This window comes from Streptomyces sp. NPDC003077 (genome assembly GCF_040611095.1).
GTDB lineage: Bacteria > Actinomycetota > Actinomycetes > Streptomycetales > Streptomycetaceae > Streptomyces.
The window spans coordinates 1-26,308 of record NZ_JBEXNM010000023.1 but is presented as its reverse complement, the minus strand read 5'-3'; the positions used below and the strand labels follow the sequence as shown (position 1 = coordinate 26,308).

At 73.3% G+C, this 26,308-nt stretch carries 22 protein-coding genes; 10 read left to right on the top strand and 12 right to left on the bottom strand.

Annotation, left to right across the window (positions count from 1 at the left end; all coding sequences use genetic code 11):
• Positions 1 to 376 precede the first annotated feature (376 nt).
• Positions 377 to 1,540, bottom strand: coding sequence for a threonine ammonia-lyase (ilvA, locus tag ABZX96_RS17620; RefSeq protein WP_355545301.1), 1,164 nt, complete (start codon positions 1,538 to 1,540; stop codon positions 377 to 379).
• Positions 1,541 to 1,820: 280 nt separating this feature from the next.
• On the opposite strand from ilvA, the gene ABZX96_RS17615 reads away from it, so the two are divergent.
• The 3 genes from ABZX96_RS17615 to ABZX96_RS17605 all read left to right on the top strand — a co-directional run bounded on the left by ABZX96_RS17615 (position 1,821) and on the right by ABZX96_RS17605 (position 3,213).
• Entirely contained in the window at positions 1,821 to 2,321 is a 501-nt protein-coding gene (locus tag ABZX96_RS17615; protein WP_355545092.1) for a MarR family transcriptional regulator, read from the top strand.
• 110 nt (positions 2,322 to 2,431) lie between these two features.
• Entirely contained in the window at positions 2,432 to 2,965 is a 534-nt protein-coding gene (locus ABZX96_RS17610) for a sigma factor-like helix-turn-helix DNA-binding protein (protein ID WP_355545089.1), read from the top strand.
• Complete coding sequence (locus tag ABZX96_RS17605) at positions 2,962 to 3,213, top strand: hypothetical protein (RefSeq protein ID WP_355545087.1); 252 nt, start codon at positions 2,962 to 2,964, stop codon at positions 3,211 to 3,213. Before ABZX96_RS17610 ends, ABZX96_RS17605 begins: the two co-directional genes overlap by 4 nt.
• 436 nt (positions 3,214 to 3,649) lie before the next feature.
• Here ABZX96_RS17605 and ABZX96_RS17600 read toward each other — a convergent pair whose 3' ends face one another.
• Positions 3,650 to 4,810: a cystathionine gamma-synthase gene (locus tag ABZX96_RS17600; RefSeq protein ID WP_355545084.1), complete on the bottom strand. Its 1,161-nt coding sequence runs from the start codon at positions 4,808 to 4,810 to the stop codon at positions 3,650 to 3,652.
• A 137-nt stretch (positions 4,811 to 4,947) separates the two neighbouring features.
• Here ABZX96_RS17600 and ABZX96_RS17595 point away from each other — a divergent pair, with 137 nt between their 5' ends.
• From ABZX96_RS17595 to ABZX96_RS17585, 3 genes are all read left to right on the top strand, one after another.
• Complete coding sequence (locus ABZX96_RS17595) at positions 4,948 to 6,057, top strand: hypothetical protein (protein WP_355545081.1); 1,110 nt, start codon at positions 4,948 to 4,950, stop codon at positions 6,055 to 6,057.
• A 296-nt stretch (positions 6,058 to 6,353) separates the two neighbouring features.
• Entirely contained in the window at positions 6,354 to 7,019 is a 666-nt protein-coding gene (gene msrA / locus ABZX96_RS17590; protein ID WP_355545079.1) for a peptide-methionine (S)-S-oxide reductase MsrA, read from the top strand.
• Positions 7,012 to 7,350: a hypothetical protein gene (locus ABZX96_RS17585; protein WP_355545076.1), complete on the top strand. Its 339-nt coding sequence runs from the start codon at positions 7,012 to 7,014 to the stop codon at positions 7,348 to 7,350. The genes msrA and ABZX96_RS17585 overlap by 8 nt, the downstream gene beginning before the upstream one ends.
• A gap of 31 nt (positions 7,351 to 7,381) precedes the next feature.
• On the opposite strand, the gene ABZX96_RS17580 is transcribed toward ABZX96_RS17585, so the two are convergent.
• Together ABZX96_RS17580 and ABZX96_RS17575 are read right to left on the bottom strand one after the other, a co-directional pair.
• On the bottom strand, positions 7,382 to 7,861 hold the full coding sequence (locus ABZX96_RS17580; RefSeq protein ID WP_355545073.1) for a hypothetical protein: 480 nt from the start codon (positions 7,859 to 7,861) through the stop codon (positions 7,382 to 7,384).
• A gap of 223 nt (positions 7,862 to 8,084) precedes the next feature.
• A complete protein-coding gene (locus tag ABZX96_RS17575) occupies positions 8,085 to 8,711 on the bottom strand; it encodes a class I SAM-dependent methyltransferase (RefSeq protein WP_355545070.1) in 627 nt (208 codons plus the stop codon).
• A gap of 55 nt (positions 8,712 to 8,766) precedes the next feature.
• Between ABZX96_RS17575 and ABZX96_RS17570 the strand changes: the two genes are divergently transcribed.
• Both ABZX96_RS17570 and ABZX96_RS17565 read left to right on the top strand, forming a co-directional pair.
• Positions 8,767 to 9,660 carry a helix-turn-helix transcriptional regulator gene (locus ABZX96_RS17570; RefSeq protein ID WP_355545067.1) on the top strand — a complete coding sequence of 298 codons (894 nt, stop codon included), beginning with the start codon at positions 8,767 to 8,769 and terminating at the stop codon, positions 9,658 to 9,660.
• A gap of 551 nt (positions 9,661 to 10,211) precedes the next feature.
• Positions 10,212 to 13,016 (top strand): M4 family metallopeptidase, encoded by a 2,805-nt coding sequence (locus tag ABZX96_RS17565; RefSeq protein ID WP_355545064.1) that lies wholly within the window; start codon positions 10,212 to 10,214, stop codon positions 13,014 to 13,016.
• Positions 13,017 to 13,246: 230 nt separating this feature from the next.
• Here ABZX96_RS17565 and ABZX96_RS17560 read toward each other — a convergent pair whose 3' ends face one another.
• The 4 genes from ABZX96_RS17560 to ABZX96_RS17545 all read right to left on the bottom strand — a co-directional run bounded on the left by ABZX96_RS17560 (position 13,247) and on the right by ABZX96_RS17545 (position 18,973).
• Positions 13,247 to 14,662 (bottom strand): serine hydrolase domain-containing protein, encoded by a 1,416-nt coding sequence (locus ABZX96_RS17560; RefSeq protein ID WP_355545061.1) that lies wholly within the window; start codon positions 14,660 to 14,662, stop codon positions 13,247 to 13,249.
• A 659-nt stretch (positions 14,663 to 15,321) separates the two neighbouring features.
• Entirely contained in the window at positions 15,322 to 16,692 is a 1,371-nt protein-coding gene (locus tag ABZX96_RS17555) for a DUF2786 domain-containing protein (RefSeq protein ID WP_355545058.1), read from the bottom strand.
• A gap of 246 nt (positions 16,693 to 16,938) precedes the next feature.
• A complete protein-coding gene (locus ABZX96_RS17550) occupies positions 16,939 to 18,192 on the bottom strand; it encodes an Ig-like domain-containing protein (protein ID WP_355545055.1) in 1,254 nt (417 codons plus the stop codon).
• A gap of 478 nt (positions 18,193 to 18,670) precedes the next feature.
• Positions 18,671 to 18,973, bottom strand: coding sequence for a hypothetical protein (locus ABZX96_RS17545; RefSeq protein WP_355545052.1), 303 nt, complete (start codon positions 18,971 to 18,973; stop codon positions 18,671 to 18,673).
• Positions 18,974 to 19,100: 127 nt separating this feature from the next.
• On the opposite strand from ABZX96_RS17545, the gene ABZX96_RS17540 reads away from it, so the two are divergent.
• Positions 19,101 to 19,592, top strand: coding sequence for a hypothetical protein (locus tag ABZX96_RS17540; RefSeq protein WP_355545050.1), 492 nt, complete (start codon positions 19,101 to 19,103; stop codon positions 19,590 to 19,592).
• A gap of 277 nt (positions 19,593 to 19,869) precedes the next feature.
• Here ABZX96_RS17540 and hutH read toward each other — a convergent pair whose 3' ends face one another.
• The 3 genes from hutH to ABZX96_RS17525 form a co-directional block, all read right to left on the bottom strand.
• Complete coding sequence (gene hutH, locus ABZX96_RS17535; protein WP_355545047.1) at positions 19,870 to 21,441, bottom strand: histidine ammonia-lyase; 1,572 nt, start codon at positions 21,439 to 21,441, stop codon at positions 19,870 to 19,872.
• 372 nt (positions 21,442 to 21,813) lie between these two features.
• Positions 21,814 to 22,908, bottom strand: coding sequence for a GGDEF domain-containing protein (locus ABZX96_RS17530; RefSeq protein WP_355545298.1), 1,095 nt, complete (start codon positions 22,906 to 22,908; stop codon positions 21,814 to 21,816).
• A gap of 444 nt (positions 22,909 to 23,352) precedes the next feature.
• A complete protein-coding gene (locus ABZX96_RS17525; RefSeq protein ID WP_355545295.1) occupies positions 23,353 to 24,156 on the bottom strand; it encodes an enoyl-CoA hydratase-related protein in 804 nt (267 codons plus the stop codon).
• Between the two features lie 642 nt (positions 24,157 to 24,798).
• On the opposite strand from ABZX96_RS17525, the gene ABZX96_RS17520 reads away from it, so the two are divergent.
• The gene (locus ABZX96_RS17520; RefSeq protein ID WP_355545044.1) at positions 24,799 to 24,990 is read left to right on the top strand and encodes a hypothetical protein; all 192 of its coding nucleotides are present in this window, start codon (positions 24,799 to 24,801) and stop codon (positions 24,988 to 24,990) included.
• A 106-nt stretch (positions 24,991 to 25,096) separates the two neighbouring features.
• Here ABZX96_RS17520 and ABZX96_RS17515 read toward each other — a convergent pair.
• The coding region (locus tag ABZX96_RS17515; protein ID WP_355545041.1) for an adenylate/guanylate cyclase domain-containing protein at positions 25,097 to 26,308 on the bottom strand (1,212 nt) is incomplete at its 5' end.

Below are 26,308 nucleotides of genomic sequence, written 5' to 3'. Positions count from 1 at the left end.
GCGATACACGGCCCTCGCCCCACCGGAACGCGTGTTCCGCTCCGTCGGAGATCGCCGGACCGACGCGGCCACCGCTTCCCTGAAGAAGGAATTCCGTTGGCCCGTCTGAGTCTTGGACCTTTGCCCGCCCGCGCCCGGGGCCCCCGGGCCGCCTCGCACAGAGGAGCGACGGTGCCGGATCGCGCGCCCCGGCACGACGCGACATACACAAAACGCGATATACGCCCTACCGCCGCATCATGAAAAGCGGCGGGAAAAAACACGCCCATCCCCTGTGGGCACCCCCGTCCCCACCCCACCCCCATCCGAGGGGCGGGCTCGCCCGTGACCGGAACGTTCACGGGCGCGGTCGACGACCCGGCAGCCGGCTCCCGGTCTACTCCATGACCGTGTACCCCGCCTCGCGCAGCGCCGAGCTCACCTCGACGCAGTGCTCGGGCCCCTTCGTCTCCAGGTGCAGCTCCACCTCCGCTTCGGTGAGCCCGAGCCGCGGATCGGTCCGTACGTGGCTCACGTCAAGCACGTTAGCGTCCACCACTGACAACACCCCGAGGAGCGTGGCCAATGCCCCGGGCCGGTCCGTCAGCCGCAGCCGGAGCGAGAGGTAGCGCCCCGCGGCGGCCATGCCGTGCCGCAGCGTCCGCTGCATCAGCAGGGGGTCCACGTTGCCCCCGGACAGCACCGCCACCACCGGCCCCTGGAAGGACCCGGGCCGCGAGAGCAGCGCCGCCACCGGGCTCGCCCCGGCCGGCTCCACGACCAGCTTCGCCCGTTCCAGGCACAGCAACAGGGCGCTGGAGAGTTCGTCCTCGGAGACCGTACGGACCTCGTCGACGAGATCGCCAATGATTTTGAACGGCACATCGCCCGGCCGCCCGACCTTGATGCCGTCCGCCATCGTCGTCGGCGCCTGGATCGAGACCGGCCGCCCGGCCGCCAGCGAGGGCGGATAGGCCGCCGCGCCCTCCGCCTGCACCCCGATGATCCGCACGTCCGGCCGCAGCGCCTTGACCGCCACCGCGACACCCGCCGCGAGCCCCCCGCCGCCCACGCCGATCACGATCGTCCGCACCTCGGGGCACTGCTCCAGGATCTCCAGCCCCACCGTGCCCTGCCCCGCGATGATGTCCCGGTGGTCGAAGGGGTGGATGAAGACCGCGCCCGTCTCCCGGGCGTACTGCTGCGCCGCCGCCAGCGTCTCGTCCACCACCTGGCCGTGCAGCCGCACCTCCGCGCCGTACTCGCGCGTCGCGGCGACCTTCGGCAGCGGCGCGCCGACCGGCATGAAGACGGTGGACCTGACGCCCAGCAGGGACGCGGCGAGCGCCACGCCCTGCGCGTGGTTGCCCGCGCTCGCCGCGACCACGCCCGCCGTCCGCTCGCGCGGCGACAGCGCGGCGATGCGCACGTAGGCGCCCCGTATCTTGAAGGAGCCCGTGCGCTGCAGGTTCTCGCACTTCAGGTGCACCGGCGCGGACACCAGACCGGACAGGTAACGGCTGCCCTCCAAGGCCGTGGTGCGGGCCACCCCGGAGAGCATCTTCTGCGCTTTCTGCACATCGTCGACCGTGACGGTGGGCAGCGGGCCCGGCACGGGGGCGGAGTCGAGCACCGGTGCGGGTGTGACCGCATGTGGCGGTACGGGAGTGGACGCGTGCGGCGTGTGATCGGCCATGGCGCCAAGTCTTACAGTTCGCCTTCGGGTCGGTCCGGCCGGTCTTCGGACCCGCACGGGTTCGGACAGCGTCGGTACGGCCCGGGCCCGAGCCGCGTACTCTGTCCCCCAATCCGTACGCACCCCATGAAGCGAGCTCCCGGCCATGCCCACCTCTTCGGACATGACGACCCACACCGACCACGCTCTCCTCGACGCGCTCCAACATCAGGTGGCCGTCTTCGCCCGCCGAGCAGAACAGAGCCGGCTGGGCGGCGTCGGGCAGGCGCGCAACTCCATGGACCGCGCCGCCTACCTCCTGCTCAACCGCCTGGACCAAGAGGGCGCGATGGGCGTGAAGGCGCTCGCCGCCGGTATGGGCATCGACTCCTCGACCGTCACCCGGCAGGTCGCGCCGCTGGTCGACGCGGGGCTGGTCACCCGCACCTCGCACCCGGAGGACGGGCGCGCCGTGGTGCTCCAGCTCTCCGAGCGCGGCCGGACCCGCCTGGAGGAGGTCCGGGCCTCACGGCGCGCCCTGATGGCGTTGGTCACGGAAGGCTGGTCGGACGAGGAACGTGACTCCTTCTGCACGCTCCTGACGCGTTTCAACACGTCGTTGTCCACCATCACCGCCACCCTCCCGGCGCCGAGCGCCGCTTCCTGACCCACGGCCGGTCACCGGGCGGCCCGGTGCCGCGAGCCCGCCCCCGCCGCGCCTCTTGACCCGTCGCCGCCGCTTGCCGTGCTATGGAGGTCGAGGGGCCGGGAGGCGCTGTGCGAGAGCGGCGGATTGCGCAAGAGCGCCGCCGCGCCCAGGAGTTCGAACGCTTCGTGGCGGGCGCGGGAGGGCGGCTCCTGCGCGCCGCCGGGCTGCTGACGGGCGAGCCGGACGACCGGCCCGGCCCCGCCGCCGAACACCTCCTCGTCACCGCCCTGGCCCGCACCTACGCCGACTGGGACCGGCTGCGGGGCGAGGACCCGTACGCCCGCGCACGCCAGGAACTCGTCCGCCACTTCGCCCACACCGCCTGGCGCCACCGCCACCCCCGCGGCGGCCTCCTGGACCGCCTCTCCCCCCAGGAACGCCTCGTCCTGGTGCTGCGCCTGTACGAGGGCGTGGCCGAGGAACAGACCGCGGCCCAACTGGGGCTGCCCACCGACCGTGTGCACGAACTGTTCCGGCGCGCCCTCGGGGCGATGCGCAGCGGGTCCCCCGCGCCCCTCCCGGGCGCGCGGCCCTCCCCCGGGAACCCCCCGGGCCCCGCACCCGACCCGACGCTCGCGCACCCGGAGGTGGCCGCGTCATGACGCTCCCCGACCACAAGGAGGACCAGGTCCGGCGGCTGCTGGACGGCCCGCGCCCGCCCGTTCCCCCCGGCATGGCCTTCCAGGCGGCCGAACGGGGCCGGCGGCTCAAGGCGCGCCGCGATGCCCTGCGCCGCCTCGGGCTGCTCGCGGCCATCGCGGCCCTGGCGGCCCTCCTGGCTTGGGCGGCGGTCGCGCATCCGTGGTCGCCGCCACCGCTGAGGACGACGCCCAGTGTGGAGGGGTGGTGAGGGTTCGGGTGGCGGGCTCGCGTCCGGGCTCCGGCTGACGGGCCTTCGGCCCCTCTCGTCCCGCCTCGCCCCACCGTCCGGGCTCCGGCCGACGGGCCTCCGGCCCCTTCCGTCCCGCCTGGCCTCACCGTCCGACGACAGCCCCGATACGGACACACTCGGTCAGACACGCGGGACCGGAACCGATCGCTTCGAGGCGCCCCCTGGCGCGCCGGGCCACGCGGCCGGGAGGAGGTTTCCGGCCAATGTCCCCGAAGCCCCGCGAGCCGCTGCCGCCGGGCCCGGCGCGCCGCCGTCACCGGCCCCCGCCCGCGCCGTACCGACGCCCCCGCCCGCGCTCCCCGGCGGCCCTCCGCACACGCCGGACGGGGCCCGCGGCGCCCCCAGGTAACCAGCGCCGCGGACCCCGTCCGGCCCCGTACTCACCGGCCCCCGGCTACCCCAGGGCCTGCGTCAGGTCCGCCAGCAGGTCGTCCACCGCCTCGATGCCGACCGACAGCCGCACCAGGTCGTTCGGCACCTCCAGGGCGGAGCCCGCCGTCGAGGCGTGCGTCATCCGTCCCGGGTGCTCGATGAGCGACTCGACGCCGCCCAGCGACTCGCCGAGGGTGAACAGCTTCGCGCGGTTGCACACCTCCACCGCCGCCTGCTCGCCGCCGGCGACCCGGAAGGACACCATGCCGCCGAAGGCGCGCATCTGCTTGGCGGCGACCTCGTGGCCCGGGTGCTCGGGCAGCCCCGGGTAGTAGACCTGGGTCACCTTGGAGTGCGAGGCGAGCAGTTCCGCGATCCGCGAGGCGTTCTCGCTGTGCCGATCCATGCGGACGGCGAGCGTCTTGATGCCGCGCATGACCAGCCAGGAGTCGAAGGGGCCGGCGATGGCGCCCATGGCGTTCTGGTGGAAGGCGAGTTCGTCGCCGAGAGCGTCGTCGTTGACGACCAGGGCGCCGCCGACCACGTCGGAGTGACCGCCCATGTACTTCGTCGTGGAGTAGACCACCACGTCCGCGCCCAGGGCCAGCGGCTGCTGGAGGTAGGGGCTGGCGAAGGTGTTGTCCACCACCAGGCGGGCCCCGGACTCCCGCGCGACGGCGGCGAGCGCCGCGATGTCCGAGACGCCCAGGAGGGGATTGCTGGGGGTCTCGACCCAGATGGCCTTCGTCCGGGGACGCAGCGCCGCCCGCACGGCCCGCGGGTCGGAACTGTCGGCCACCGACCATTCCACGCCCCACCGCTCGGCCACCTTGGCGAACAGCCGGAACGTGCCGCCGTACGCGTCATTGGGGATGACCACGTGGTCACCCGGGGTGAGCAGCGTACGCAGCAGGCAGTCCTCGGCCGCCAGGCCGGAGGCGAAGGCCAGGCCGCGGCGCCCCCCGTCGAGGGCGGCGAGGTTCTCCTCCAGGGCGGTACGGGTCGGGTTGGCGCTGCGGCTGTACTCGTAGCCGCCGCGCAGGCCGCCCACACCGTCCTGCTTGTAGGTGGACACCTGGTAAATGGGCGGGACGACCGCGCCGGTCGCGGCGTCGGGCTCTTGGCCCGCGTGGATGGCGAGGGTCTCGAAACGCTGGTGGCGCTCTGTGCGCTGATCACTCATGTCTGCCGAGGGTAGTCGCCCGGGTCGGGCGGCTTTCCGGAACTTTCTGGTTGGCTGGATAGTGGAATACGTACGAGCCACGTGACCCGCTCGCCGGCTCCGCCGCCCGCCCACTCCACCGCCCGGGGACTCGCCTGATGGACGCTCTGCTGGTACTCATCGCCGCCACCGCGATCTGCGGTGTGCTCCTCGTGCCCTGGATGCGGCGCCGGCGGGCCGCGCTCGCGACGGGCCAGGGGGTGGCGGTGGCCACCGACCCCGCCGCGGGGTACGGCTTCGTCCCCGTCCAGCAGCTGGACGTGCGGCTGCCCGGCCCGGACGAGGCCCTGGAAGAGGCGCTGGAGGAGATCCGGCGCACCGGAGAGTGGCGTCCGGCGGCCCAGCTGCTGGCAGCCACCGGGGACGACTGGGAGCGCCGCTGGCAGCGCGTCCAGACGCTGGCCGGGGCCGCCGCCTTCGAACTGGCCGAGGAGCCCGGCCGGGGCGGCGTCTGGCTGCGGACGTGGCGCCTTGAGGCACCCAAGGACGCGGGCGGGGCGCAGACCCACGCGCAGTTCCTCGTCCTTCAGGCGCTGCGCGACCCGGGCTCCCAGGACTACCGCATGATCCTGGAGGAGGCCCGTACGGTCTGCCGCGAGGCCGCCCTGCTGGCGCCCGGCAGCCCCATCCCGTACATCACCGAACTCGCCGTGGCCCGCGGCCTCGGCGACCGCAAGGCCGACTACGAGGAGCTGTGGTCGAAGGTGGCCCAGCGCGCCCCGCACCACATGGGCGCCCACCTCGCCGCGCTCCCCTACTGGTCGCAGAAGTGGCACGGCTCCCGGCAGGAGGCCGACTCCTTCACCGAGCGCGCCGCCGCCTCCGCCCCGTCGGGCAGCCTGCTGCCCGCCCTGCCCTTGTTCTCGGTGTACGAGCACCTGCCCGAGGCCAACATGGTCAGCAGCCTCTACCAGAGCGCCGTCGTGGAGCGCGCCATCGAGGGCGCGCACTACGCGCTCCGCGAGGCCCCGGCCGACCACCCCATGGCGCCGCACGTCCGCCACCTCCTGGTGTGGTTCCTCGTCCGGGCCGAGCGCTACGCCGAGGCGATCGAACAACTCCGCCAGGTGGACGGCCACGTGGGCGCCGTCCCCTGGTCCTACGAGGCCAACCCGGCCGCCGCGTACGCGGCCTACCGGGGCGCCGCCATAGCGGGCTGGCAGCAGATGGGCGGCACGTCGGCGTCGTTCCCGCCGCCGGGGCACTGAGGGGCGGGGCGGGAAGGCCGTCGGGGCGCGGAGACGGGCCGGGCGCGGCGGCCGTCCGGGCGCGGCGGCGCCGTCGGCGAGCCGGTGGGCTCGCCGGACGTCGGCCTTGAGCGGCACCAGCCGGGGACCAGCCGGGACCACCCGCAGGCCGTCCCCGCAGACCGCCTCACCGTCCGCCCTCACCGTCCGTCCTCACAGGCCGTACACGCGGAATTCCCCCCGCCCCGGAAACGTTCTCCGGACAGCCGGCCCGGTCACGGGCCCCGCCCGCCCCGCCGACCCGTCTGGAGCCCGTCATGCTCTTCAGCGCCTTCAAGAACCAGCTCCCCACCCCCGACGAGGCCCTCAAGGGCCGCCCCGAGCCCGCCTTCACCGTCCCCGGACGCCACACCGTCCTCGGCAACCCGCTGGAGGGCCCCTACCCGGAGGGCCTGCACGTCGCCGACTTCGGTCTGGGCTGCTTCTGGGGCGCCGAACGCAAGTTCTGGGAGACCGAGGGCGTGTGGACCACCCTCGTCGGCTACCAGGGCGGGCACACCCCGCACCCCACCTACGAAGAGGTGTGCAGCGGCCTGACCGGCCACACCGAGGCCGTCCGCGTCGTCTACGACCCCGCCCGCGTCTCGTACGGCGACCTGCTGAAGGTCTTCTGGGAGTCCCACGACCCCACCCAGGGCTTCCGCCAGGGCAACGACGTCGGCACGCAGTACCGCTCGGCGATCTACACCCACACCCCCGAGCAGCAGCGCGAGGCGGAGTCCTCCCGCGACGCCTACCAGCCCGTCCTCCAGCGCTCCGGCTACGGCCCCATCACGACCGAGATCCTGCCCGCCGAGGGGCGCCCGTTCCACGCGGCGGAGGGGTACCACCAGCAGTACCTGGACAAGAACCCCGGCGGCTACTGCGGCATCGGCGGCACGGGGCTCTCCTGCCCGGTCGGGGTCGCCAAGGTCGATGGCTGAGCCTCTGTCCCCGGAAGCGAAGGCGACGCTGGAAGCCCTGCTCACGGGCCCCGACCCGGTGAGCAGGGCCCTGCGCGCCCAGATCCCGCACGCCCGCGTGACCGGCCACTGCGGATGCGGCTGCGCGACCGTCGACCTGACGGTGGACCGCACGGCGGTGCCACCGGCCCCCGTCACCGAGAACCCGGCCGCCGACGCCTGGTACGCCGAGCCGGACGACGCCGGGGCGCTGGTGTTCACGAAGAACGGTTACCTCTCGTCGCTGGAGGTCTACTCGTCGTCGGGCGAGTCGGTCGCCGTGTGGCCAAAGCCGCGGTTCCAGGAGGGGTGAGGCGCCGCACCGGGTGCGGAAGTGGCGCCGCCTACTGCTCGAACGCGTACACCCGTACGGAATCGAGGTGGAGCTCGTACGGGCCCATGCAGTCGGCAACGAGGGTGGCGACGAGGACACCGCATCCGCAGGCCATGTTGCGGCCCCCGGTGCCGTGCGGGCCGCAACAGCCGTGGTGCGGGTGCCCCTGGGCACGCAGCCGCAGGTCCGGTACGTCGTCGGGATGCACGACGACGGTGTTCCTCGGCCCGGCCGAGATCCAGTCGGTCATGTCGGGCGGCATGAGCAGTCGGCGCGGATGGTGCGGCCGGGGCTCGCCGGTCGGTGGGACGAACGGTGCGCCCCACGGCTCGGGATCCACCGCGTAGTGCCCTCGCGGCACGGTGGAAGGAGCCAGGAACGTCTTCTTGTCCCGGTCCCTGTCATCGTCCGAGGCCTCCGGCACGGCGGGCAGCTCCACCAGGTCAGGGGTGAGCTCGGCACCGCATTTCGCGCAGAAGAAGACCGTCATAGGGATTGTTGTAGCTGGCAGGCACCTGCCCGCGCATCCTCGTTTCCCGCGAGGCGAGGGCGTTCCTGTTCCGGAATGTGGCAGCAGCAGGCACCGCTGAGCCACGAGGCGGAACTCGCGAGTGCCTTGCGGGCGCCCGGAAAGGCAGCCGGACTCGCTGGTGCGCGTTCCCGGTCCGCTGGCGCCCGTCCTCCTCACCGGTGGGGCACCGCCCGCTCGTCCCCTACCCCGCCTGCCCGGCGGAAGCGGCAGCGGCGTCCGGCGACCCCTTCGCCACCCCCGGCCTCCTCGCCCGGAAGCGGAAGTTGTCCCGGGTCAGGGTGATGGCGGGGGTGTCGAAGCCGACGGCGTGGAGGCGGTGGGGGAGGGTTTCGGGGGGTACGGGGACGTAGGTGTCGCGGAAGTGGATGAGGCGGAAGGCGGTGCTCGCGCGGCCGTCGCAGCCGGCGAAGAGGCCGCCGGGGCGCAGGACGCGGAACGCCTCCGCGAACAGGCGGTCCTGCTGCTGCGGGGACGGCACGTGGTGCAGCATCGTGAAGCAGACGACCGTGTCGAAGCTTCCGTCCGGGAGGGGCAGGTCGGTGCCGTCCGCGTGCAGGACCTCGATCTCGTCGCCGTACTGGTGTCGCAGGCGGGCGGCGGAACTTTCGTCGATCTCGGCGACGGACAGCCGGCCGGGCGCCCAGCGCGCCAGGATGCGGGTGGTGGCGCCATAGCCGGGGCCTATCTCCAAGGTCCGGTCGCCCAGGCGGACGTCCTTCAGCGCCCAGGGCAGCAATTTCCGCTCCACTTCGCGCGCCCAGAGTTGGGAACTGCACAGCCATTGGTGAAAACGGTTCATCGAAGGCATGCGGCGATGCTAGGAAGAGGGCCGTGGTGTCCACCACGGGACAGGGGGACATGTCGTGTCGGCAAACGGACACGGGAACGAGCACGGACACGGGAACGAGCACGGGCCGGGACGCGGTGACGGGCCCGGGCCGGGGGACGCGCCCCAATACGGGTCCGAGCACGGGGGCGAACTGGGCGGCGTCCGGACGACGTTGGTACCGGAGAGCGGGCTTCCCGAGGCCGCGGTGGTCGTCGGCAGCTTTCCCATGGCGGGCGGGCAGTGGTTCGAGCGGCACTGGCACGGGGCGCATCAGCTGACCTGGGCGGCGAGCGGTGTGCTGGCCGTGCGGGCGCGGGGCAACACCTGGGTGCTGCCGCCCGTGATGGCGCTGTGGATCCCGGCCGGTGTCCGGCACGCCACCGGTGCCGCCGGGCCCGCGCTGTTCCGGAGCCTGTATTACCTGCCGGAACGGTGCCCGGTCGGCTGGACCGAGCCCACCGTCGTCGGCGTCTCGCCGCTCCTGCGCGAGCTGATCTCGTACCTGGCCGACGACCGGCTGGACCCGGCGGCCCGGGAGCGGGCGGAGGGCGTCGTCCTGGACCAGCTCCGGCCGGTGACCGTGGCGACGGTGCTGGCGCCGATGCCCCGGGACGCGCGGGCCCGGCGCGTCGCGCAGGCGCTGCGCGCGCGGCCGTCGGACGAGCGGACGCTGGAGCAGTGGGGGGCGGCGGTGGGGGCGAGCGGCCGGACGCTGGCGCGGGCGTTCCTGGCGGACACCGGCATGTCGTACGGGCAGTGGCGGACCCGGGCGCGGTTGCAGGCGGCGATGCCGCTGCTGGCGGGCGGCTCGACGGTGGCGGCGGTGGCCGCGCGGGTCGGCTACTCCTCGCCGAGCGCGTTCGTGGCGGCGTTCCGGCGGGTGGTCGGGGTGCCGCCGGGGGCGTATTTCGTGGGGGGTGAGGGGTGAGGGGTGAGGGGTGAGGCTCTGAGGGGTGGGACCGGGTGAGCACCTGAAGGCGGGCTGCGGGCTCGTCGCCGTTCGTATGGCTTCGTGGGGGCCGGGTGAGCCCTTGAGAAGGCACCGGGTGAGTTCCTGAGGGGTGGGCTGCGGGGCTCGTCGCCGTTCCTATGGCTTCGCGAGGAACGGGCGAGCCCCTGAAGGCGCTTCGTGGCTCGTCGCCGTCCGTGTCCCGTGTGTGGGGGCGGTCGGCCGCGAGGGGCTGCCGCCTCAGTCGTGTGCCAGGCGGGGGGCTCCAGGCTTCGGTCAACCGACCAGCCACAGTCGTCAACTCCCGCACCGCTACGCCCCGTTGACCGGAAATCGTCGCTCCCGCCCCACGCGTCATTGCCGTACCGCCGGGTCACCGCTTGCATGAGCATGCCGGATATGTGACGGCTGACAGGCATGTGACAGAGGGGGATACCTTGCGTGTGTCCAGAGCGCGTTCGGAGAGATCGGGCGGAGCGGAGAGACCCGGGAGAGCGGAGAGAGCCGGGGCGTTCGGGTTCCGGAGCGGGGTGACGAGTGCGGCGGCGCTGTTGGGCGCCGCCGCACTCGTCGTTTCGGTGGTGCCCGCGCAGGCGGCGTCCCCGGGTCCGCAGCCGCCCGAGCCCGGACAGGTGATCGCCGGGCAGCGCACCGAGACCCCGGCGCTGGTGGACGGCATCCGGGAACCTGCCGCGGCCACCGGTGCGGCGGCCGACGCGGCGCGCGGGCACCTCGCGGCGAAGGAAGGCCGCTACCACATCGCCGAACCGGCGCGTGACCTGCGGCCCGTACGGACGGTGACGACGGGCACCCGCGAGGTCGTGCGGCTCCAGCAGAAGCACCGGGGCGTGGACGTCCTGGGTGCCCAGTACGTCGTGCGCATGGAGCGCGAGGGCGGCAAGCGGATCGTCACCGGGACCTCCGGCAGGTACTTCACCGGGCTGCGGACCGGCGTCACGTCCGAGGTGGACGAGGCGCTGGCGATCGAGCGGGCGGTCGACACGACCACGGACCGGCTGGTGGGCAAGCGGATCCCCAAGGACGGCGTGCCGCCGCTGACCGGCACGGCACACGGGCTGGTCGTCCTGCCCAGGGGCGAGGGCGTCCTCACCCGGCACGTCACCGTGCGGGGCGCCCACCCGGTCACGGGCGAGCCGGTGCGGTACGAGGTCTACGTGGACGCCGAGAACGGGTATCCGGTGCTCCAGTACAGCGCCATCAAGACGTTCCGCGCCCCGGGCGCCGGCGCGGCGGCTCGCGCGGACGGGCAGAAGGCGGACGGGCAGAAGGCTTCCGACGCCGCATCACGCCGTCTCCGTGACGAGCCGGGCCCCGTCAAGGGTTCGGGCGTCACGTTCGACGGGACGACCGTCGAACTGCCGCTGGCCTGGGCACAGGACCGCGGGCAGTACGTGATGCGGGACCACACCCGCATGGCGGACACCAGCAAGAACACCCTCGCCACGTGGGACGCGCGCGGCCTGAGCGTCGGCGAGGTCACCGGCAGCTGGCCCTACGGCATCCAGGAATTCGGCTCACCGACCCCCGACTTCGGGAAGGACGCCACCGAGGCGGGCGCCGTGAACGCGCACTGGGGCGCGGGCCAGGTCTACGACTACTACCGCCGGCAGCACGGCCGGGACAGCATCGACGGCTGGGGCATGGCCGTCAACTCGCTGGTGGGCGTGTCCGATGGCGGAGCCCCGTTCGTCGACTCCTTCTGGGACGGCGACAAGGCGGTGTTCGGCGCGGGCGACGAGGAGTACCGCCCGTTCTCCGCCGGTCTGGACGTCGTCGGCCACGAGCTGACCAGCGGCGTCGTGGAGCGCTCCGCCGGCCTCGTCTACGCGGGCCAGTCCGGCGCCCTGAGCGAGGCGCTGGCCGACTACTTCGGCAACGCCATCGAGACCGACGTGCGCGGCATCCCCATGGACAGCCCCGACTCCGGACTGCTGGGCGAGTCGCTGTGCCGGACCAAGTCCCCGCGCGCCTGCGCGGTCCGCGACCTCAACGACGGCCGGACGACCTCGAAGTCGTTCCTCGGAGTGTCCTTCGGCACCGACAACGGCGGCGTCCACCTCAACTCCACGATCTTCTCGGGCGCCCTGTGGGACCTGCGCGAGGACCTCGGCGGCACGCTCGCCGACCGGATCGTCTACAAGGCGCTGACCGAGTACATGACCCCGCTGGACGGCTTCACCGAGGGCCGGGCCGCCGTGCTCGCCGCGGCACGGGGCCTCCAGGTGACCGACGCGCAGCTGAGGGCCGCCGAGCGGGCGTTCAGCGCTCACGGCATCGTGCCCGGCTGGGAACCGGCCATGGGCGTGGACTCCGACGTGCTCCTGGAGCGCGTCAACACGGCCTACCCCACGGTCGGCGCGGGTGGCGGCTGGTGGGTCACGGCCAAGTCGAACGAGAACGGCACCGAGCCGTCCTCCATCTGGGCCGGCCGGACGGACGGCACCGGCGCGCCCCAGCTCATCAGCCCCAACGACGGCCGCATCCACGACTCCCCGGTGACCGACGGCAAGACCGTGGTGTGGGTGGCGCACAACCGCCGGTCCGCGAGCATCCTGGCCCGGCCGCTCACGGGCGGCCTGGTCAAGACGCTGTGGCAGTCGGGCCGCCGGGGCCCGTCCAGCCTGGCGGTCGAAGGCGACGTGGTCGTCTTCGCCAGGCATCCGTCCCCGGGCGCGTGGCACGTCGAGTACCTGCGGATGAGCAACCCGAAGCCGGTGCCCATCAACGAGGAGGAGGACGTGATCACGACCTCCGCGTCGCTCGCGCACGGCCGGATCGCCTACGTCAGGGTCCAGCGCCACGAAACCGGACGCACCTACGACACCGAGGTGTACGACCTGAAGACGGGGCAGCGCACGCGGATGGGGCAGCTCGGGCAGCCCACGAGCCTCGGGCAGACCGCCGTCAACGGCAAGCACGTCTTCTGGCTGGTCCCCACCGATGACGGGTCCGGGTCCGGGATCGCGGCGGTGCGCCGCGCGGACCTGGACGGGACGAACGTGGTGGACATCAGCCCCGGCGACGGCCCGGAGGCGCTGCGCCCCGCCGACCTGCTGGCCACCGAGGACGCGGTGACCGTCCCCACCTATACGCCCGTCCCCGACACCGGCCCCGCCCCCGAGTACCGCAACGAGACGCTGGGCAAGATCTGGCAGCTCTCGGTGGACGGCACGCAGAAGGGCCGGGTGTCCTGCAACCGCGGCGAGCAGGTGATGCCCGCCGTGCCGGGCGGCCGGCAGGTGATCTGGGTCGACGGGACGACCGGTCGCACCAACCTGGTCACGCGGACCCGGCCGGCGGGGCGCTGCGGGTGAGGACCGGGGGGCCGGGTCTCCCTGTGCGGTGAGCCGTACGGGGGTTCCCTAGGGGGCGCGTGGGCGGGCGGACCGCCTCTGGAACTCCCCTAGGGAACGGCCCTGTCAGGGGCCCGGCAGGTGCTTGGCGCGTGCGGGTTCCCTACGGGGTGTCCCGCCGCCTCTTGCGCGCGGCACCGCCACGTCGTCCGGGACGTGGCGGTGCCGTCAAGGGTGGGGCGGAGGTGCCGTCAGCGGCGGGCCGCCGCCGCCAGAGTCGGGGCGTCCAGGGCCAACGGGCCCGCGGCGGACGGGAGGAGCGGGCCGGTGTTCGTCCGCTCGGGTGCGAAGCCCCGCGCGGGCTTGTTCTTGCCCGCGCCGGTGCCCGTGCCGGTGCCCGGGCCACTGCCCGTGTCGCACAGCGCGTTGGCGAGGGTCGCGTTCAGGGCCTTGTCGATGGGGCTCTCCTTCAGCCGCCCGTTCTCGTCGAAGCGCTGGTACTTCATCAGGTTGATGCCGAACGCGACCTGCCGACGGCCGTCCTCGCTGGACAGGACGTTCGTCCCGGCTCCGAAGACCCCGCCGCTGTGGCCCCAGACCCGTCCGCACCCCGGCAGGTCGATGGCGTAGATGCCGAGGCCGTAGTGCCCCTCCACCTCACCCGTCGGGCCGGGCATCGGGACGGTGGTCTGCATCTCCTTGAGCTCGGCGGGCTTGAGCAGCTTGCCGCCCAGCAGCTGACGGTAGAAGTGGTTGAGGTCGTCCATGGTGGACACCAGCGCGCCGGCGGTGCCGGCCCAGGACATGTCGTAGTCGCTGTAGTCGCGCGGCGGGTCGATCAGCCCGTAGAAGTTCTCGTACATCTTGGAGTGCGGGCCGGTGATGCGCGGCGACTTCGGGAAGTAGGTGTGCCGCAGCCCGGCCTTCTTGATCACGTTGTGGGTGATGTAGGCCTCGGGGTTCTGCCCGGTGACCTTCTTCAGCAGCAGTCCGGCGATGACGTAGTTGGTGTTGGAGTACGAGTGCTTCTCGCCCGGCGCGTTGGTGCGCGGCTCCTTCAGGCCCAGGCGGACGAGTTCCTCCGGGGCGATGTGGCGGTAGCGGTAGTCGTCCAGGCTCCTGGTGGAGCCCTCGCGCAGGGAGGGGAAGGCGCCGATGACGTAGTCGCCGATGCCGCTGGTGTGGTTGAGCAGCATGCGGACGGTGATCTGCTTCCCCAGCTCGCCGGGCACGGTCCCGGGGAGGTAGCGGGCGATGGGGGCGTCGAGGTCGACGCGGCCCTTGGCGACCTGCTGGAGGATGGCCACGGAAGTGAACGCCTTGGTGACGCTGCCGACCCGGTGCTCCATGCCGGCGGTGACCGGGCGGCCGGTCTTCACGTCCGCGACGCCGGCGGCGCCCCGCCAGTGGTGGGAGCCGTTGCGGGCGGCGGCGTAGATGCCGTACATGCCCGCGTCGACGACCGCCCGCAGGGACTTGTCGAGGGATTTGTCCCAGGTCCCGGTCGCCCGCGCGGCCAGGGGCGCGCGATCCGCCATGGTGGCGGTGGAAGCGGGGGCAGCGACCGCGGCGGTCGCCGGGGCCAGCGTCGCCGTCAGGGACAGCACGACGGCCGCGGCGATGGCGGCACGGCGTATGCCGCGGCGGTTCGGGTCGGTCAGGGGCATGGGATCTCCCGTCGTCGTCACATCACGTGTCGTCAATGCCTGATCGAACTCGGTACTCCGGCACGTCGACGGCGACCGTGGGTGTCCTCGCACGCCCCGGCCCAGCCCCCGCACGCACCGATCACGACAGGCGCGCCCCGTGCCCTAAGTGACGCATCGTCCGGGGACACCCCTAGGTGGCGCGTCGTCCGGAGAGACCCTTAGGTGACGCGTTGTCCGGACGCACCCTTACGGGCCCCCGTAGGCGCCGGACGCCGTGAGCGCCGTTGCTGTCGTGGCCTTTGATTCTCGCGAACGGCGCGGGGCGGGCCATCGTCCGAGAGCACGAGTTTGATCATGTGCATGGTGCGACGCGAGGACGAGAGGAATCGCGCCGAGGAGGACGTGCGAACAAGCCGCCGGGTCTCGTAAGGGACGTCCCCGAGCCACCGCAGCCGCCCCGCCGGGAGCCCGTAAGGGACGCCCCGGACCACCGTCGCCGCCCCGCCGGGACCCCGTAAGGGACGCCCCGGACCACCGTCGCCACCCCGCCGGGACCCCGTAAGGGACGCCCCCAAGCCACCGCCGCCGCCCCACCGGAACCCGTAAGGGGGGCGCCCCCGGACCACCGTCCCTGCCCCGCCGGGAGCCCGTAAGGCCCCAAGGAACGCCCCCCATCCCTACCGCCCCTGTCCCCCGCTCCCCAGTCGTGCCCGGTCGGCGGCGGCCGTGCCCTGTTCCCAGCCCGCCGCGTCGCGGACGCCCCGGAGCCGGACGGGGGCGGTGTCCGGGAACAGTTCGCCGGTCGTCTCCTCGACGGCCAGCTCGCGGGCGGCCAGGACGGGCAGGAGGTCGGGCTCGGCGTCCGCCGCCTCGGCGGTGGCCTCGCCGGTGGCGGCCGTCAGCCGCCCCCGGATGCGGTCCGCGTACGCGACGAGGAAGGTCTGCCGGAACTCCCGCGTCCGCCGGGACCGGCCGCTGGCGTGATGATCGTCGCTCGCCCGGTGCATGGCGGCGGTGGCCTGCAGGAGGAGCGAGGTGTAGAGCAGTTCGGCCGCTTCCAGGTCGGCGGGGAAGCCCACGACGGTGGAGAAGGCGAGTTCGCCGGACCACACGGCCTGGCAGCGGTTGGCGGCCGCGACGGCGTCCAGCAGCAGGGCCTTCGCCTGCTCGTACGGGCCCTCGATGCCGATGCGCACCGCCGACGGCCCGGGCCCGGCCGCCCCGGCCCGCCCGGCCGCGCCTACCCGACCGCCCGCGCCGGGACCGCTCTCCAGCAAGGCCTCGTCGATGCTGTGCCGCGCCATGAGCTCCTGCGCCTTGGCCGACAGCGCCTCGGCCTCCTCCGCGAAGGTGGTCGCCTCCGCCTTGGCCAGCAGCCCCCGGACGCGCCCGAGCGCACGCGACTCGGCGGCACCGCCCGGACGCGCCGACCGCGGCGCCGGAAGCGGGGTGATGCGGGGCAGCCGGCCGATCACCCGCAGCGCCGCCAGCATGTCGTAGGCGGTGTCGAAACGGGAGGTGCGGCGGCGGCGCGCCAGCTCGTCCAGATAACCGTGATCGGTCTGCCACCACGCCTCGGCCTTCAGGTCGCGCAGTTGCGCGGCCCACCGCGGGTCCCGGGGGCCGGCCGGGTGCCGCCGGGCCTCGGCGGCCACCGCGTCCACGGCCAGCGCGGCCAGCCCGTTGTCGCCCGTCTCCCGCCGCACGATCCGCTCCAGGTCGGCCGGCTGCCAGCCGCCCTCCCAGCAGCGCCGCACGCTCGCCTCGGCGGCGGCCAGCAGCGCCGTGCTCACGGCCTCCTGGCCGACGGGGGCCGCGGCCAGCATCGAGGCTCCGGCTTCCATGGCGTCCGCGGCCTCGTCCCCGTCGGCGGCGTACAGGACGCTGCCGAGCACGGTCCCGACCAGTTCGTCGGCCACCGGGCGCCGCTGCCGGCCCCGGCCGTTCCGCGGGCCCTGGCCGCCGCGGCGCTCCCGCTGCCCGGCCGTCCCGTCCTGCGTCGCGCCGGGCCCGTGCTGTCCGCCTTGTCCGTTCTTGTGCTCGCTCACACGCTCACTGTACGGACGGGGCCCGGGCTCCCCAACGATCTTCCGGGGAACCCGGGCCACGACGGAGGGCCGGGACCGCGACGGGCGGGCGGGCTGATGAGCGGGCGGGCTGACGAGCGGACGGCCATGACGTAGGGCCGACGGCCTCGCGGGCGTGTGGGGCCCCTAAGGGTGTTCACCTCCGGGCGCTCACCTAGGGCTGTTCACCTCGGGGTATTCACCCAGGGGCCTTCACCCCGAGCCCGCTCACTTCAGCGCGCTGCCCGCCACCCACTGCCGCCAGTCCATGTTCCAGCCGTTGAGGCCGTTGTCCGGCTGGATGGTGTGGTCGGGCGAGTTCACCATCCGGACGACGTCGCCGGTCATCGAGTTCTCGAAGAACCAGGCGCCATCCGTGGACGGGTCGTCGGCGCCCTGCACGTCACGCAGGCCGATGCAGCCGTGGCTGGTGTTGACGTTGCCGAAGGTGCCCTTGCTCCAGTAGTTGCCGTGGATGAACGTGCCGGAGGTCGACAGGCGCATCGCGTGCGGCACGTCGGGGAAGTCGTACTCGCCCTTCCCGTCCTTCCTGGTGAAGCCCACCGTGGAGCCGTCCATACGGGTCTCGCGGAACTTCTCGGAGATGACCATCTGCCCGTTGTAGGTCGGGTGCTCCTCGCTGCCCGAGGAGATCGGCAGCGTCTTGATCGTCTTGCCGTCCCGGACCACCGTCATCAGGTGCGTGTCGGCGTCGACGGTGCTGACCTGCGACCGGCCCACGGTGAAGGACACGGTCTTGTTCTGCACGCCCTTGACCCCCGGGGACGCCTCCACGCCGTCCAGCTTGAGGGACATGGTGACCTTGGAGTGGGCCTTCCAGTACTCCTGGGGCCGGAAGTCCAGGCGCCGGTCACCGAACCAGTGGCCGACGACCTTCTGGTTGCTGTCGGCCGAGACCTTGATCGCGGACTCGACGGCCTTCTTGTTCTTCACCGGCTTGTCGAACGTGAGGGACACCGGCATCCCGACCCCGACGGTCGAGCCGTCCTCCGGGGTGAAGGTGCCGATGAAGCTGTGCGCGGGGGAGACGGTGGTGAAGGTCGAGTTCTCCACGGCCTCGCGGCCCTGGGCGTCCTTGGCACGCACCGTGACCGTGTACTTGGTCGAGCGGTCCAGCCGCTCCTTGGGCTTCCAGGTCCTCTTGTCGGCGGACAGCGTGCCCTCGACCGGCTTCTTCGACCCGGCGTTCTTGGAGTCGGCCGCGGTCATCTTGACGTCGGTCAGGGTGCCGTCGGTGACGGTGACCCGCGCGTCGTCGTTGATGCCGGCGTTGGCCGACCCGTCCTTGGGCTGAATCTTGATCTTGGCGTCCGACGCGTTGCGGGCCGCCGCCTCGTCCACCTTCTTGGTCGGCTCCGGCCGGGACCCGTCGTCCCCGCCGCCGCACGCCGCGAGCGTCAGGGAGCCCCCGAGCAGCGCGGCAGTGGCTATCAGGCCCTTGCGGCGCTTGCTGAGCGTCATCACACGCTTCTCCATTGCAACGGAATCATGGAATATCCCCGAGTGGGGCGCCGGGGAACGGAAGGGGAACGGAGACAGACCTTCCAGCCGACGCCTATATGAACGACTGTTCCCTTTAGTCCGTTCCACACCTTTGGTAGGTGTGGGGAATGCCACGCGGCTTATGAGCGGGGTGCGGCGGGAGTCAGGAAGGAGCGCGGGCCGGGGCTCGTACCGCTTCCGAGCAGGCCCGGGAGCAGCGCGGTAGGGACACACCGGGGAGCGGAAAACCGCCGACGGAGACGGCAGGACGCGCGCCGCGCGCGAAGACGGCAGGACGCGTCACTCACGGAGAGCACTTCACTTACGCAGCGAGCCAGGCCGGACACGTCCCGTTCACGGAGCGCACGGACAGCCCCGTTTACAGCGCGCACGGACAGCCCCGTTCACGAAAGCACAGCCCCGCCCTCGGACCGCCCCACCCTCGGACCGCCTGCGCTCAGACCGCCCCGCCCGCGCGCCTCCGCAGCGAGAACACGACCAGTCCCGCCCCGACCCCCAGCGAGGCCACGCCGCCCACGACGTACGGCGTGGTGTCCACGCTGCCCGTGTCGGCGAGCAGCGGGCCGCTCGGGCCGGATTCCGACCGCGCGGCGGCCGGTTCGGCGGACGCGGGGGACCGCTCGGCGGCCGGCGAAGCCCCGCGGTGCTCGACCGTGGCGTTCGCGGAGGGGACGAACCACAAGGCGAGCAGCACCGAACCGGCGGCAGTGGCGGTCAGCAGCGGTCGGCGTGCGCTCATGTGGCGATCCCCCTTACGGGCTCGGCGAATTGACCATGGGCCGTCTCGGGCAGATGTTCGTGGCAGATGTTAGTGACCGCAGCGGGTCGCGGGGAAGCCAGCCCTCCGGATGCTTACGCTCCCAGACATGAACATTGGCGAGACATCACGGTTTGTCCGACTCCGCGTGGAAGTGGTGGTGGAGGTGACGGACCCCGACCAGTTGTCGGGGGCCGCGCTCGACCACATCAGCAGTGACGAGTCCCTGTCGGGCGAGGGCCGTCGGCACGCACGGGACGTGGTCCAGGAGGACCCGGCAGAGTCCCTGGCGTACCTCCTGGACCCGATCGTCCTGGTGCGGGACGTCCCCGGCGTGGAGATGGCGCACGCCTCGTGGAGCGGCGAGGAGGTCGACCACGACCCGGAGACGGTGGCGTGGGACATGGAGGACGCCGCCGAGGAGGACGACGAGGACCTGTACGCGGACCTGGAGGACCTGCACGGCCTGGAGGGTTTCGGAGAGGAGGAGGAACAGGACGCCGAGGAGACCTGGGAGGGGGAAGGCGGCGCCGAACCCGTCCCCAGCGGGCAGGGCGCCTACGCGGTCGGGGACGCGGCCGGTCACGGACGCGGGGCCTGAACCGAGTCGGTGGCGGACGGCGGACGGCGGGGCTCGGGAGCACCGCACGATGCTCCCGACGCTCCCGGCTCTCCCGGCGATCCCACCGGCCTCGCCTGCCCTGCCGGCCCCGCTCCCCGTCCCGTCAGCCCTGCCCCCAGGCCCTCAAGCCCCCGACACGTCAGGCCTACCCTCAGGCCCTCAAACCCCCCGGGCGCATCAGGCGTGCCCCGACCCGCCAGGCAGGTTCCCGACCTGTCAGACCCACCCCCCGACCGCCGGACCAGCCCTCACCCCCTCAGGCCAGTTCCCCCGTCACCTTCTCGGCCGCCGCCACCAGCTCCCCGTCCCGTACGAACCCGTAGGCGGCCTCCAGATCCGGCGCGAGGAAACGGTCCTCTCCCGGCCCCCGCACGCCCGCGGCCCGTACGGCGTCCAGCACCGCGCGGCTCGCCGGGGCCGGGGTCAGGCCCTCGCGCATCTCCAGCGCGCGGGTCGCCGCGTACAGCTCGACCGCGAGCACCCGGGTCAGGTTCTCCACGGCGGTCCGCAGCTTGCGCGCCGCCGACCACCCCATCGAGACGTGGTCCTCCTGCATCGCGGAGGACGGGATGGAGTCGACCGACGCCGGTACCGCCAGCCGCTTCAACTCGCTGACCAGCGCGGCCTGCGTGTACTGGGCGATCATCAGCCCGGAGTCCACACCCGGGTCGGCGGCCAGGAAGGCGGGCAGGCCGTGCGAACGGTTCTTGTCCAGCAGCCGGTCCGTACGACGCTCCGCGATCGAGGCGAGGTCCGCCACGGCGACCGCGAGGAAGTCCAGGACGTAGGCGACGGGCGCGCCGTGGAAGTTGCCGTTCGACTCGACCCGGCCGTCCTCCAGGACCACCGGGTTGTCCACGGCGGCGGCCAGCTCCCGGCTCGCCACCAGCCGGGCGTGGTCGAGGGTGTCCCGGCCCGCGCCCGCGACCTGGGGCGCGCAGCGGACGGAGTACGCGTCCTGCACGCGCGGCGCGCCCGGCTGGCCGTCGATCCCGCTCTGGTGGTGACCGGTGAGTCCCGAACCGGCCAGCACCTTGAGCATGTTCGCGGCGGACGCGGCCTGCCCGGGGTGCGGGCGGATCGCGTGCAGTTCGGGGGCCAGGACCTTGTCCGTGCCGAGCAGCGCTTCGAGGGAGAGCGCGGCCGTGATGTCGGCGGAGGTGAACAGGCGGGCCAGGTCGTCGCAGGCCATAAGCAGCATGCCGAGCATGCCGTCGGTGCCGTTGAGCAGTGCCAGGCCCTCCTTCTCCCGCAGCTCGACGGGCTCCAGGCCGTGCGCGGCGAGCAGTTCGGCCGCCGGGCGCACGACGCCGTCGGGGCCCTCGGCCTCGCCCTCCCCCATGAGCGTCAGCGCGCAGTGCGACAGGGGGGCCAGGTCGCCGGAGCACCCCAGCGAGCCGTACTCGTGGACCACCGGGGTGATCCCCGCGTTCAGCAGGCCCGCCATGGCCGAGACGACGACCGGGCGGACGCCCGTGCGCCCGGAGGCCAGCGTCTTCAGGCGCAGGAACATCAGCGCGCGGACCACCTCGCGCTCCACGCGCGGGCCCATCCCCGCCGCGTGCGAGCGCACGATGTTGCGCTGGAGCTGCGCGCGCAGTTCGGGGCTGATGTGCCGGACGGCCAGGGCGCCGAAGCCGGTGGACACCCCGTAGACCGGGTCCGGTTTGGCGGCGAGGTCGTCGATGAACGCGCGCGAGGCGGCGACGGCCGCCATCGCCTCCTCCGACACCTCGACCCGGGCCGCGCCGCGGGCCACGGCGATGACGTCCTGTGCGGTCGTGCCCGACGTCCTCAGCACCACCGTGTCCACTGTCTGCATATCCATATTCAGGCACCCTAGAGACTGAATCCCTGGATGTCACCACTGGATTCGCAGCGGCCACAGAGGGACGGCGGAGACCACCGCGCACGGCGGGGAGGACGGCGCGGACCGGGGAATCCCCAGGTGGGCGCGTACGAAGCCGCCGGCCCACAGCACGCCGGGCCGACAAGCCCCGCCCCCACGGACCATCGGGCTCGGGCACCGGAACGCCGAACCACCCCGTACGTCACCCCGCACCACCACCGCCCCTACCCCCGACAGCGCCACCGTCCCGCAGCGGCGCCACCGTCCCGCGGCGGCACGGCGCTCATCGCACGCCGCCGCTCATCGCACGCCGCCGCTCACCGCTCACCGTTACTCACCGCTGCTCACCGCTCATCGCCGGAACCGCCGCCGCTCCGGCCCTCCCGGGCGGCGCTCCGGGGCGTCCGCGAGGCGGACCACCGGGTCGTCCGTGCCGCCGGGCCGCCCTGCCACCACCGGCTCGCGCGCCCGCGCGCCCTTGGCCCGGTACTGGGCCGCGTCCGCGAGCCGGAAGAGGCGGCGGGCCGAGCGCACCGGCCCGATCGGGTCGCCCGTCGACGCCACGCCGACCGCGACCCCCTCCCCGATCTCCAGGTCCGCGGCCCGCTCACACACCTCGTGGGCGACCTTGACCACTTCGTCGGCCGGCGGCCCGACCGTCAGCAGGCAGAACTCGTCCCCGCCCAGCCGCGCGGCGAGGGCGCCGGGCAATATCGCGCCGCAGAGCGACAGCACCGAGCCGAACCGTTCCAGCAGACGGTCCCCCACGGCGTGCCCACGCGAGTCGTTGACCCGCTTGAGCCCGTTCAGATCGCACACCACGAGGCTGACCACCGCCCCCTCCCGGCGGTGCCGCTCCAGCGCCTCGTCCAGCCGCACGTCCACGGCGCGGCGGTTGGCGAGGCCGGTGAGCGCGTCGGTGAAGGCGAGCCGGCGGGCCTCCGCCAGCCGCTCGGTCTGGACGATGCCGGCCGCCGTCACCGCCGCCAGCACGGTGGCGAATTCGGCGTCGCCGCGGTCGAAGACCGGTTCCCCGATCGAGCGCGCCACATACAGCTCGCCCCACGCCCGCCCGTGCAGCACGATCGGCGCCACCACGCAGCAGCCCCGGCCGCGGCGGCGCAGGGCGGCCATCCGCTGGTGGTTGTAGGCGCTGCCTTGGCAGTACGGGCCTTCGGCCGTCTCCACCCAGGCGTCGGGGCGACCGCCGCCCGCCCAGCGCTCGTGCAGGAATCCGACGATCTCCGGGAACTCGTGCACCGGGTACGTCTCGCCCTCCGGGAACTCCCGTTCACCGCCCATCAACTCCCCGACGTTCACCAGGACCTTCAGCCGCCCGAGGTCCCGCTCCCACGCCGAGACGGCGGCGAAGGAGCCGCCCAGGGCCCGGCGCGCCCCTTCCGCCGCCGCGCGTACGGACTCACGCGGAGTGTGCGCGCAGGCCATCGCCTGCGCCAGCTCCACCACGGCCCGCAGCTTCGCGTCGCCCTCGCCCGTCACCGGCCCTCACCGTCCGCCACCGGTCATTACACTCCGCCACTGTTCACCACGCTCCGTTACCGTGATGTCATCCTGCACTACAGCGTAGGAATGTTTAACCCCATCCGCCCCTTTCGCTCCCTACCGGCCCGCATCCCGCCCCGATCCCACTCACCCTCTGTTACGCTTCCGGCCGCCCATGCCTGTGACCCGCTGCGACGGTTTCGGCGGCCGGAGCGCCGGTCACTCTCCGCTACGAGCACAGGCCGTCGGACGGGGGCGCACTCCAGCAGGCGGGCACTCTCCAGCTCCACGACCCCCCGCGCTCCGGGAGCGCGCGAGCAGGCGGGCCCCGCCTCGTCCCGACGCCCGCGCCCCCCCGGCACCCCCCCTCGGGCCACTCCCCTTGGCTCACTCCCCCGGCCAGTCCGGTTCCCGCTTCTCGTTGAAGGCGGCGACGCCCTCCGCCCGGTCGCCCGAGAACGCCACGCTGCGCCAGGCGCCGTCCTCCACCTCAAGACCGGCGCGCAGGTCCAGGCCGTGCCCCAGCCGCAGGGCGCGCTTGGCGGCGCGCAGGCCCACCGGCGAGTTGCGGGCGATACCGGCCGCCAGCTCCAGCGCCCGCGTCCGGTCCTGCCCCTCGTCCGCCAGGTGGTCGATCAGCCCCAGGCCCAGCGCCTCGGACGCCTCGACCCGGCGCGCGGTGAAGATCAGCTCCGCCGCGCGGGCCGCACCCACCCGGCGGGGCAGCAACTGCGTCCCGCCGCCACCGGGAATCACACCCACCGACACCTCCGGGAGACCCACCACCGCCGTACTGTCCGCGACGATCAGGTCGCAGGCCAGCGCCAGCTCGAAGCCGCCGCCCAGCGCGAAACCGTGCACCGCCGCCACGGTGGGCATCGGCAGCTCCAGCACCCCGGTGTAGGCGGCGCGCGCGAGCGGGCGCTGCCGCATCAGGTCGGCGTCGGTGAAGGAGTTGCGCTCCTTCAGGTCGGCGCCCACGCAGAACGCCCGTGGGTGGGTCGAGGTCAGCACGACGACGCGGGCCCGCCGGTCCTCGGCCAGCGCCGCGCACGCCTGGCCGAGGGAACGCGCCATCGCCGTCGACACGGCGTTCATGGCCTGGGGTCGGTCCAGCACCAGTTCGGCGACGTGGCCGTGCCACCGCACGAGGACGTGCTCCCCGAACCGCCGCTCGTCGGCCGGGTTCACCACCCCCTCCGCACCGGCACCTGCCGCACCCTCCGCACCGCCTGTGCTCAGCGAGTTCTCCGTGCTCACCGCACCCTCCCTGCTCCCTGTTAACGGTCGTTATCACTCTAGATCGCGACCGGCCGGGAGGGGAGGGACGGCGGCCGACTGATCCACACGCACGGCGGCGCCCCGCTTCGACGCGATCGGGGACCAGGGAGGTGTGGTGGCGACAGCTCCGGCCGCGCCGGAGACCGGAGCGAACCGATCAGAGGTCGGCCTGAATCGGTCCGGGAGCGGCCCGGATCGCGTCGGGGGTCGGCCCGGAACGGTAGGCGTGCGGCTCGAACGGTAGGCGTGCGGCCCGAACGGTAGGCGTGCGTCCCGGAACGGCCCGGATCGCGGCCGATGGGGCGCGAAGAGGGCCGTCACCCGAGGGCCACCACCCGCTACCCCTCGCCTCGCCTCGTCTCGAAGCCATCACGCGCTTCGTCTCGAAGCCATCGCGCGGTCTACGCGACCCAGCGGCCTACAGGAGCCACCGCGAGAAGTCTTCGTGGTGGGTGGCCGTGGCGGCGATGATCTAGTTCTCTCGGTCCGGCTCCCGTAGGCCACTGCCACCAAGGGAACCGGACCGGCCAAGAAGACCGATATGGAGTTGAAGTGAGCGAATCCCGAAAGAACTCGGTGACGTTCTTTCTCCTGGGCGTGCTCGCGTTCCTGGCGGGAATCGCCTTCTGGATCACGTCGGGGAGAGCCTCGGCGGCGGCGACGTTCGCGTGCTCGTCCGTCGTGTTCGCCGGAGCGTGGTTCTTCGAGCGGATGACGAAGCGGAGCGAGGGCGGCCACCGCTGAACCGCCGGACGCGGTGGACCTGAAGGCGGTGGGCCTGAAGCCGATCGGAATCGCTAGCGAAATCGCTAGCGAAATCGCTGGGGACCGGTCGAGACCGGCCCCCCTTTCACCCCCGGCGGCTCAGCAGCCACGGTTCGACGACGCCGAGGCCGCGGACCGGGCGCTGCCACATCGGCTGGAGGGCGAAGCGGTAGGACGGCAGGGAGGGCTCCTCGGTGCCCTCCTCCGCGTTCTCCTTGGCGGCCTTCTCCGCCGCCGCGGCGTCCGCCTCGGACACCGGCGCGTCGCCGGTGCGCCCCAGTTCCTCCGCGAACGCCTCGTCCACCAGCACCGTGTCCTTCGGCGCTATCGACGTCAGGCGGCTGGCCAGATTGACGGTCGTTCCGAAGACGTCGCCCATGCGCGTGGTGACCGTGCCGAAGGCGATGCCCACCCGCAGCTCCGGCATCGTTTCGTCATGCGACATGGTCTCGATGAGGCGCAGTCCGATCTCGGCGGCGGTGCCCGCGTCGTCGGCGGAGAAGAGGACCTCGTCGCCGAGCGTCTTGATCAGTCGCCCGCCGTTCGCGGCCACCAGGTCGGCGGCGGTGGTCTCGAACGCCTCGACGAGCTCGCCCAGTTCCTCTTCCTCCAGCCGCCGGGTGAGCCGGGTGAAGCCCACCAGGTCGGCGAAGCCGACGGCGAGCCGGCGGTCGACCATCTCGGCGTCGTCCTGGGCCTGGACGACGCGGCCGGTGGCGGCGGCCAGTTGGCGGCGCCAGACGTAGACCAGGAACTCCTCCAGCTCCGGGAGGAGGAGTTCGACGAGGGGGTAGGTGATCTCGGTGCGCGTCAGGCCGGAGTCCTGCGGCTCGGTCAGCCCCTCCAGGAAGGAATCTATCTGCCAGTCGGCGAGCCGGGCGGTGGTCTGGCCCGTGGAACGGGCGACCTGCACGGCCATCGCCTCGCTCAGCAGCCCCGCCTCGACCAGGCCCGCGAGCCTGCGCAGGGCCAGCACGTCGGCCTCGGTGAGCGCCTTGACCTGGCCGATGTCGGCGAAGCCCATGGCGCGCCAGAAGCGGGAGGCCAGGTCCATGGAGACGCCGGCGCTGCGGGCGGCCTGGAAGGGGGTGTAGCGGCGGTCGGCGCCGAGGATGAGCTGTTCCAGGCGGATGGCGATGGTGTCGTCGGCCTCGGGCCCCTGCTCGGTGGCACCGGTGCGGCGGGGGGCCGGGGCGCCCGGCCCGGCCGGAGCGGCGCCCGGCTCGCCGCCGCCGGGGGCGCCGGTGGCGGGCCCGGGCTCGTCCGCCGCCGCGTGCCCGGCCGCGGCGCCGGGGCC

What these genes read in the sequence shown, in the direction of transcription:
- ABZX96_RS17580 (WP_355545073.1), bottom strand. Translation starts at nt 7,861, where the DNA reads ATGACGGTCTTCTTCTGCGCGAAATGCGGTGCCGAGCTCACCCCTGAC.
- ABZX96_RS17585 (WP_355545076.1), top strand. Translation starts at nt 7,012, where the DNA reads ATGGCTGAGCCTCTGTCCCCGGAAGCGAAGGCGACGCTGGAAGCCCTG.
- ABZX96_RS17605 (WP_355545087.1), top strand. Translation starts at nt 2,962, where the DNA reads ATGACGCTCCCCGACCACAAGGAGGACCAGGTCCGGCGGCTGCTGGAC.
- ABZX96_RS17600 (WP_355545084.1), bottom strand. Translation starts at nt 4,810, where the DNA reads ATGAGTGATCAGCGCACAGAGCGCCACCAGCGTTTCGAGACCCTCGCC.
- msrA (WP_355545079.1), top strand. Translation starts at nt 6,354, where the DNA reads ATGCTCTTCAGCGCCTTCAAGAACCAGCTCCCCACCCCCGACGAGGCC.
- ABZX96_RS17595 (WP_355545081.1), top strand. Translation starts at nt 4,948, where the DNA reads ATGGACGCTCTGCTGGTACTCATCGCCGCCACCGCGATCTGCGGTGTG.
- ABZX96_RS17545 (WP_355545052.1), bottom strand. Translation starts at nt 18,973, where the DNA reads ATGAGCGCACGCCGACCGCTGCTGACCGCCACTGCCGCCGGTTCGGTG.
- ABZX96_RS17530 (WP_355545298.1), bottom strand. Translation starts at nt 22,908, where the DNA reads ATGGCCTGCGCGCACACTCCGCGTGAGTCCGTACGCGCGGCGGCGGAA.
- ABZX96_RS17550 (WP_355545055.1), bottom strand. Translation starts at nt 18,192, where the DNA reads ATGACGCTCAGCAAGCGCCGCAAGGGCCTGATAGCCACTGCCGCGCTG.
- ABZX96_RS17540 (WP_355545050.1), top strand. Translation starts at nt 19,101, where the DNA reads ATGAACATTGGCGAGACATCACGGTTTGTCCGACTCCGCGTGGAAGTG.
- ilvA (WP_355545301.1), bottom strand. Translation starts at nt 1,540, where the DNA reads ATGCTCTCCGGGGTGGCCCGCACCACGGCCTTGGAGGGCAGCCGTTAC.
- ABZX96_RS17615 (WP_355545092.1), top strand. Translation starts at nt 1,821, where the DNA reads ATGCCCACCTCTTCGGACATGACGACCCACACCGACCACGCTCTCCTC.
- ABZX96_RS17560 (WP_355545061.1), bottom strand. Translation starts at nt 14,662, where the DNA reads ATGCCCCTGACCGACCCGAACCGCCGCGGCATACGCCGTGCCGCCATC.
- ABZX96_RS17575 (WP_355545070.1), bottom strand. Translation starts at nt 8,711, where the DNA reads ATGCCTTCGATGAACCGTTTTCACCAATGGCTGTGCAGTTCCCAACTC.
- hutH (WP_355545047.1), bottom strand. Translation starts at nt 21,441, where the DNA reads ATGGATATGCAGACAGTGGACACGGTGGTGCTGAGGACGTCGGGCACG.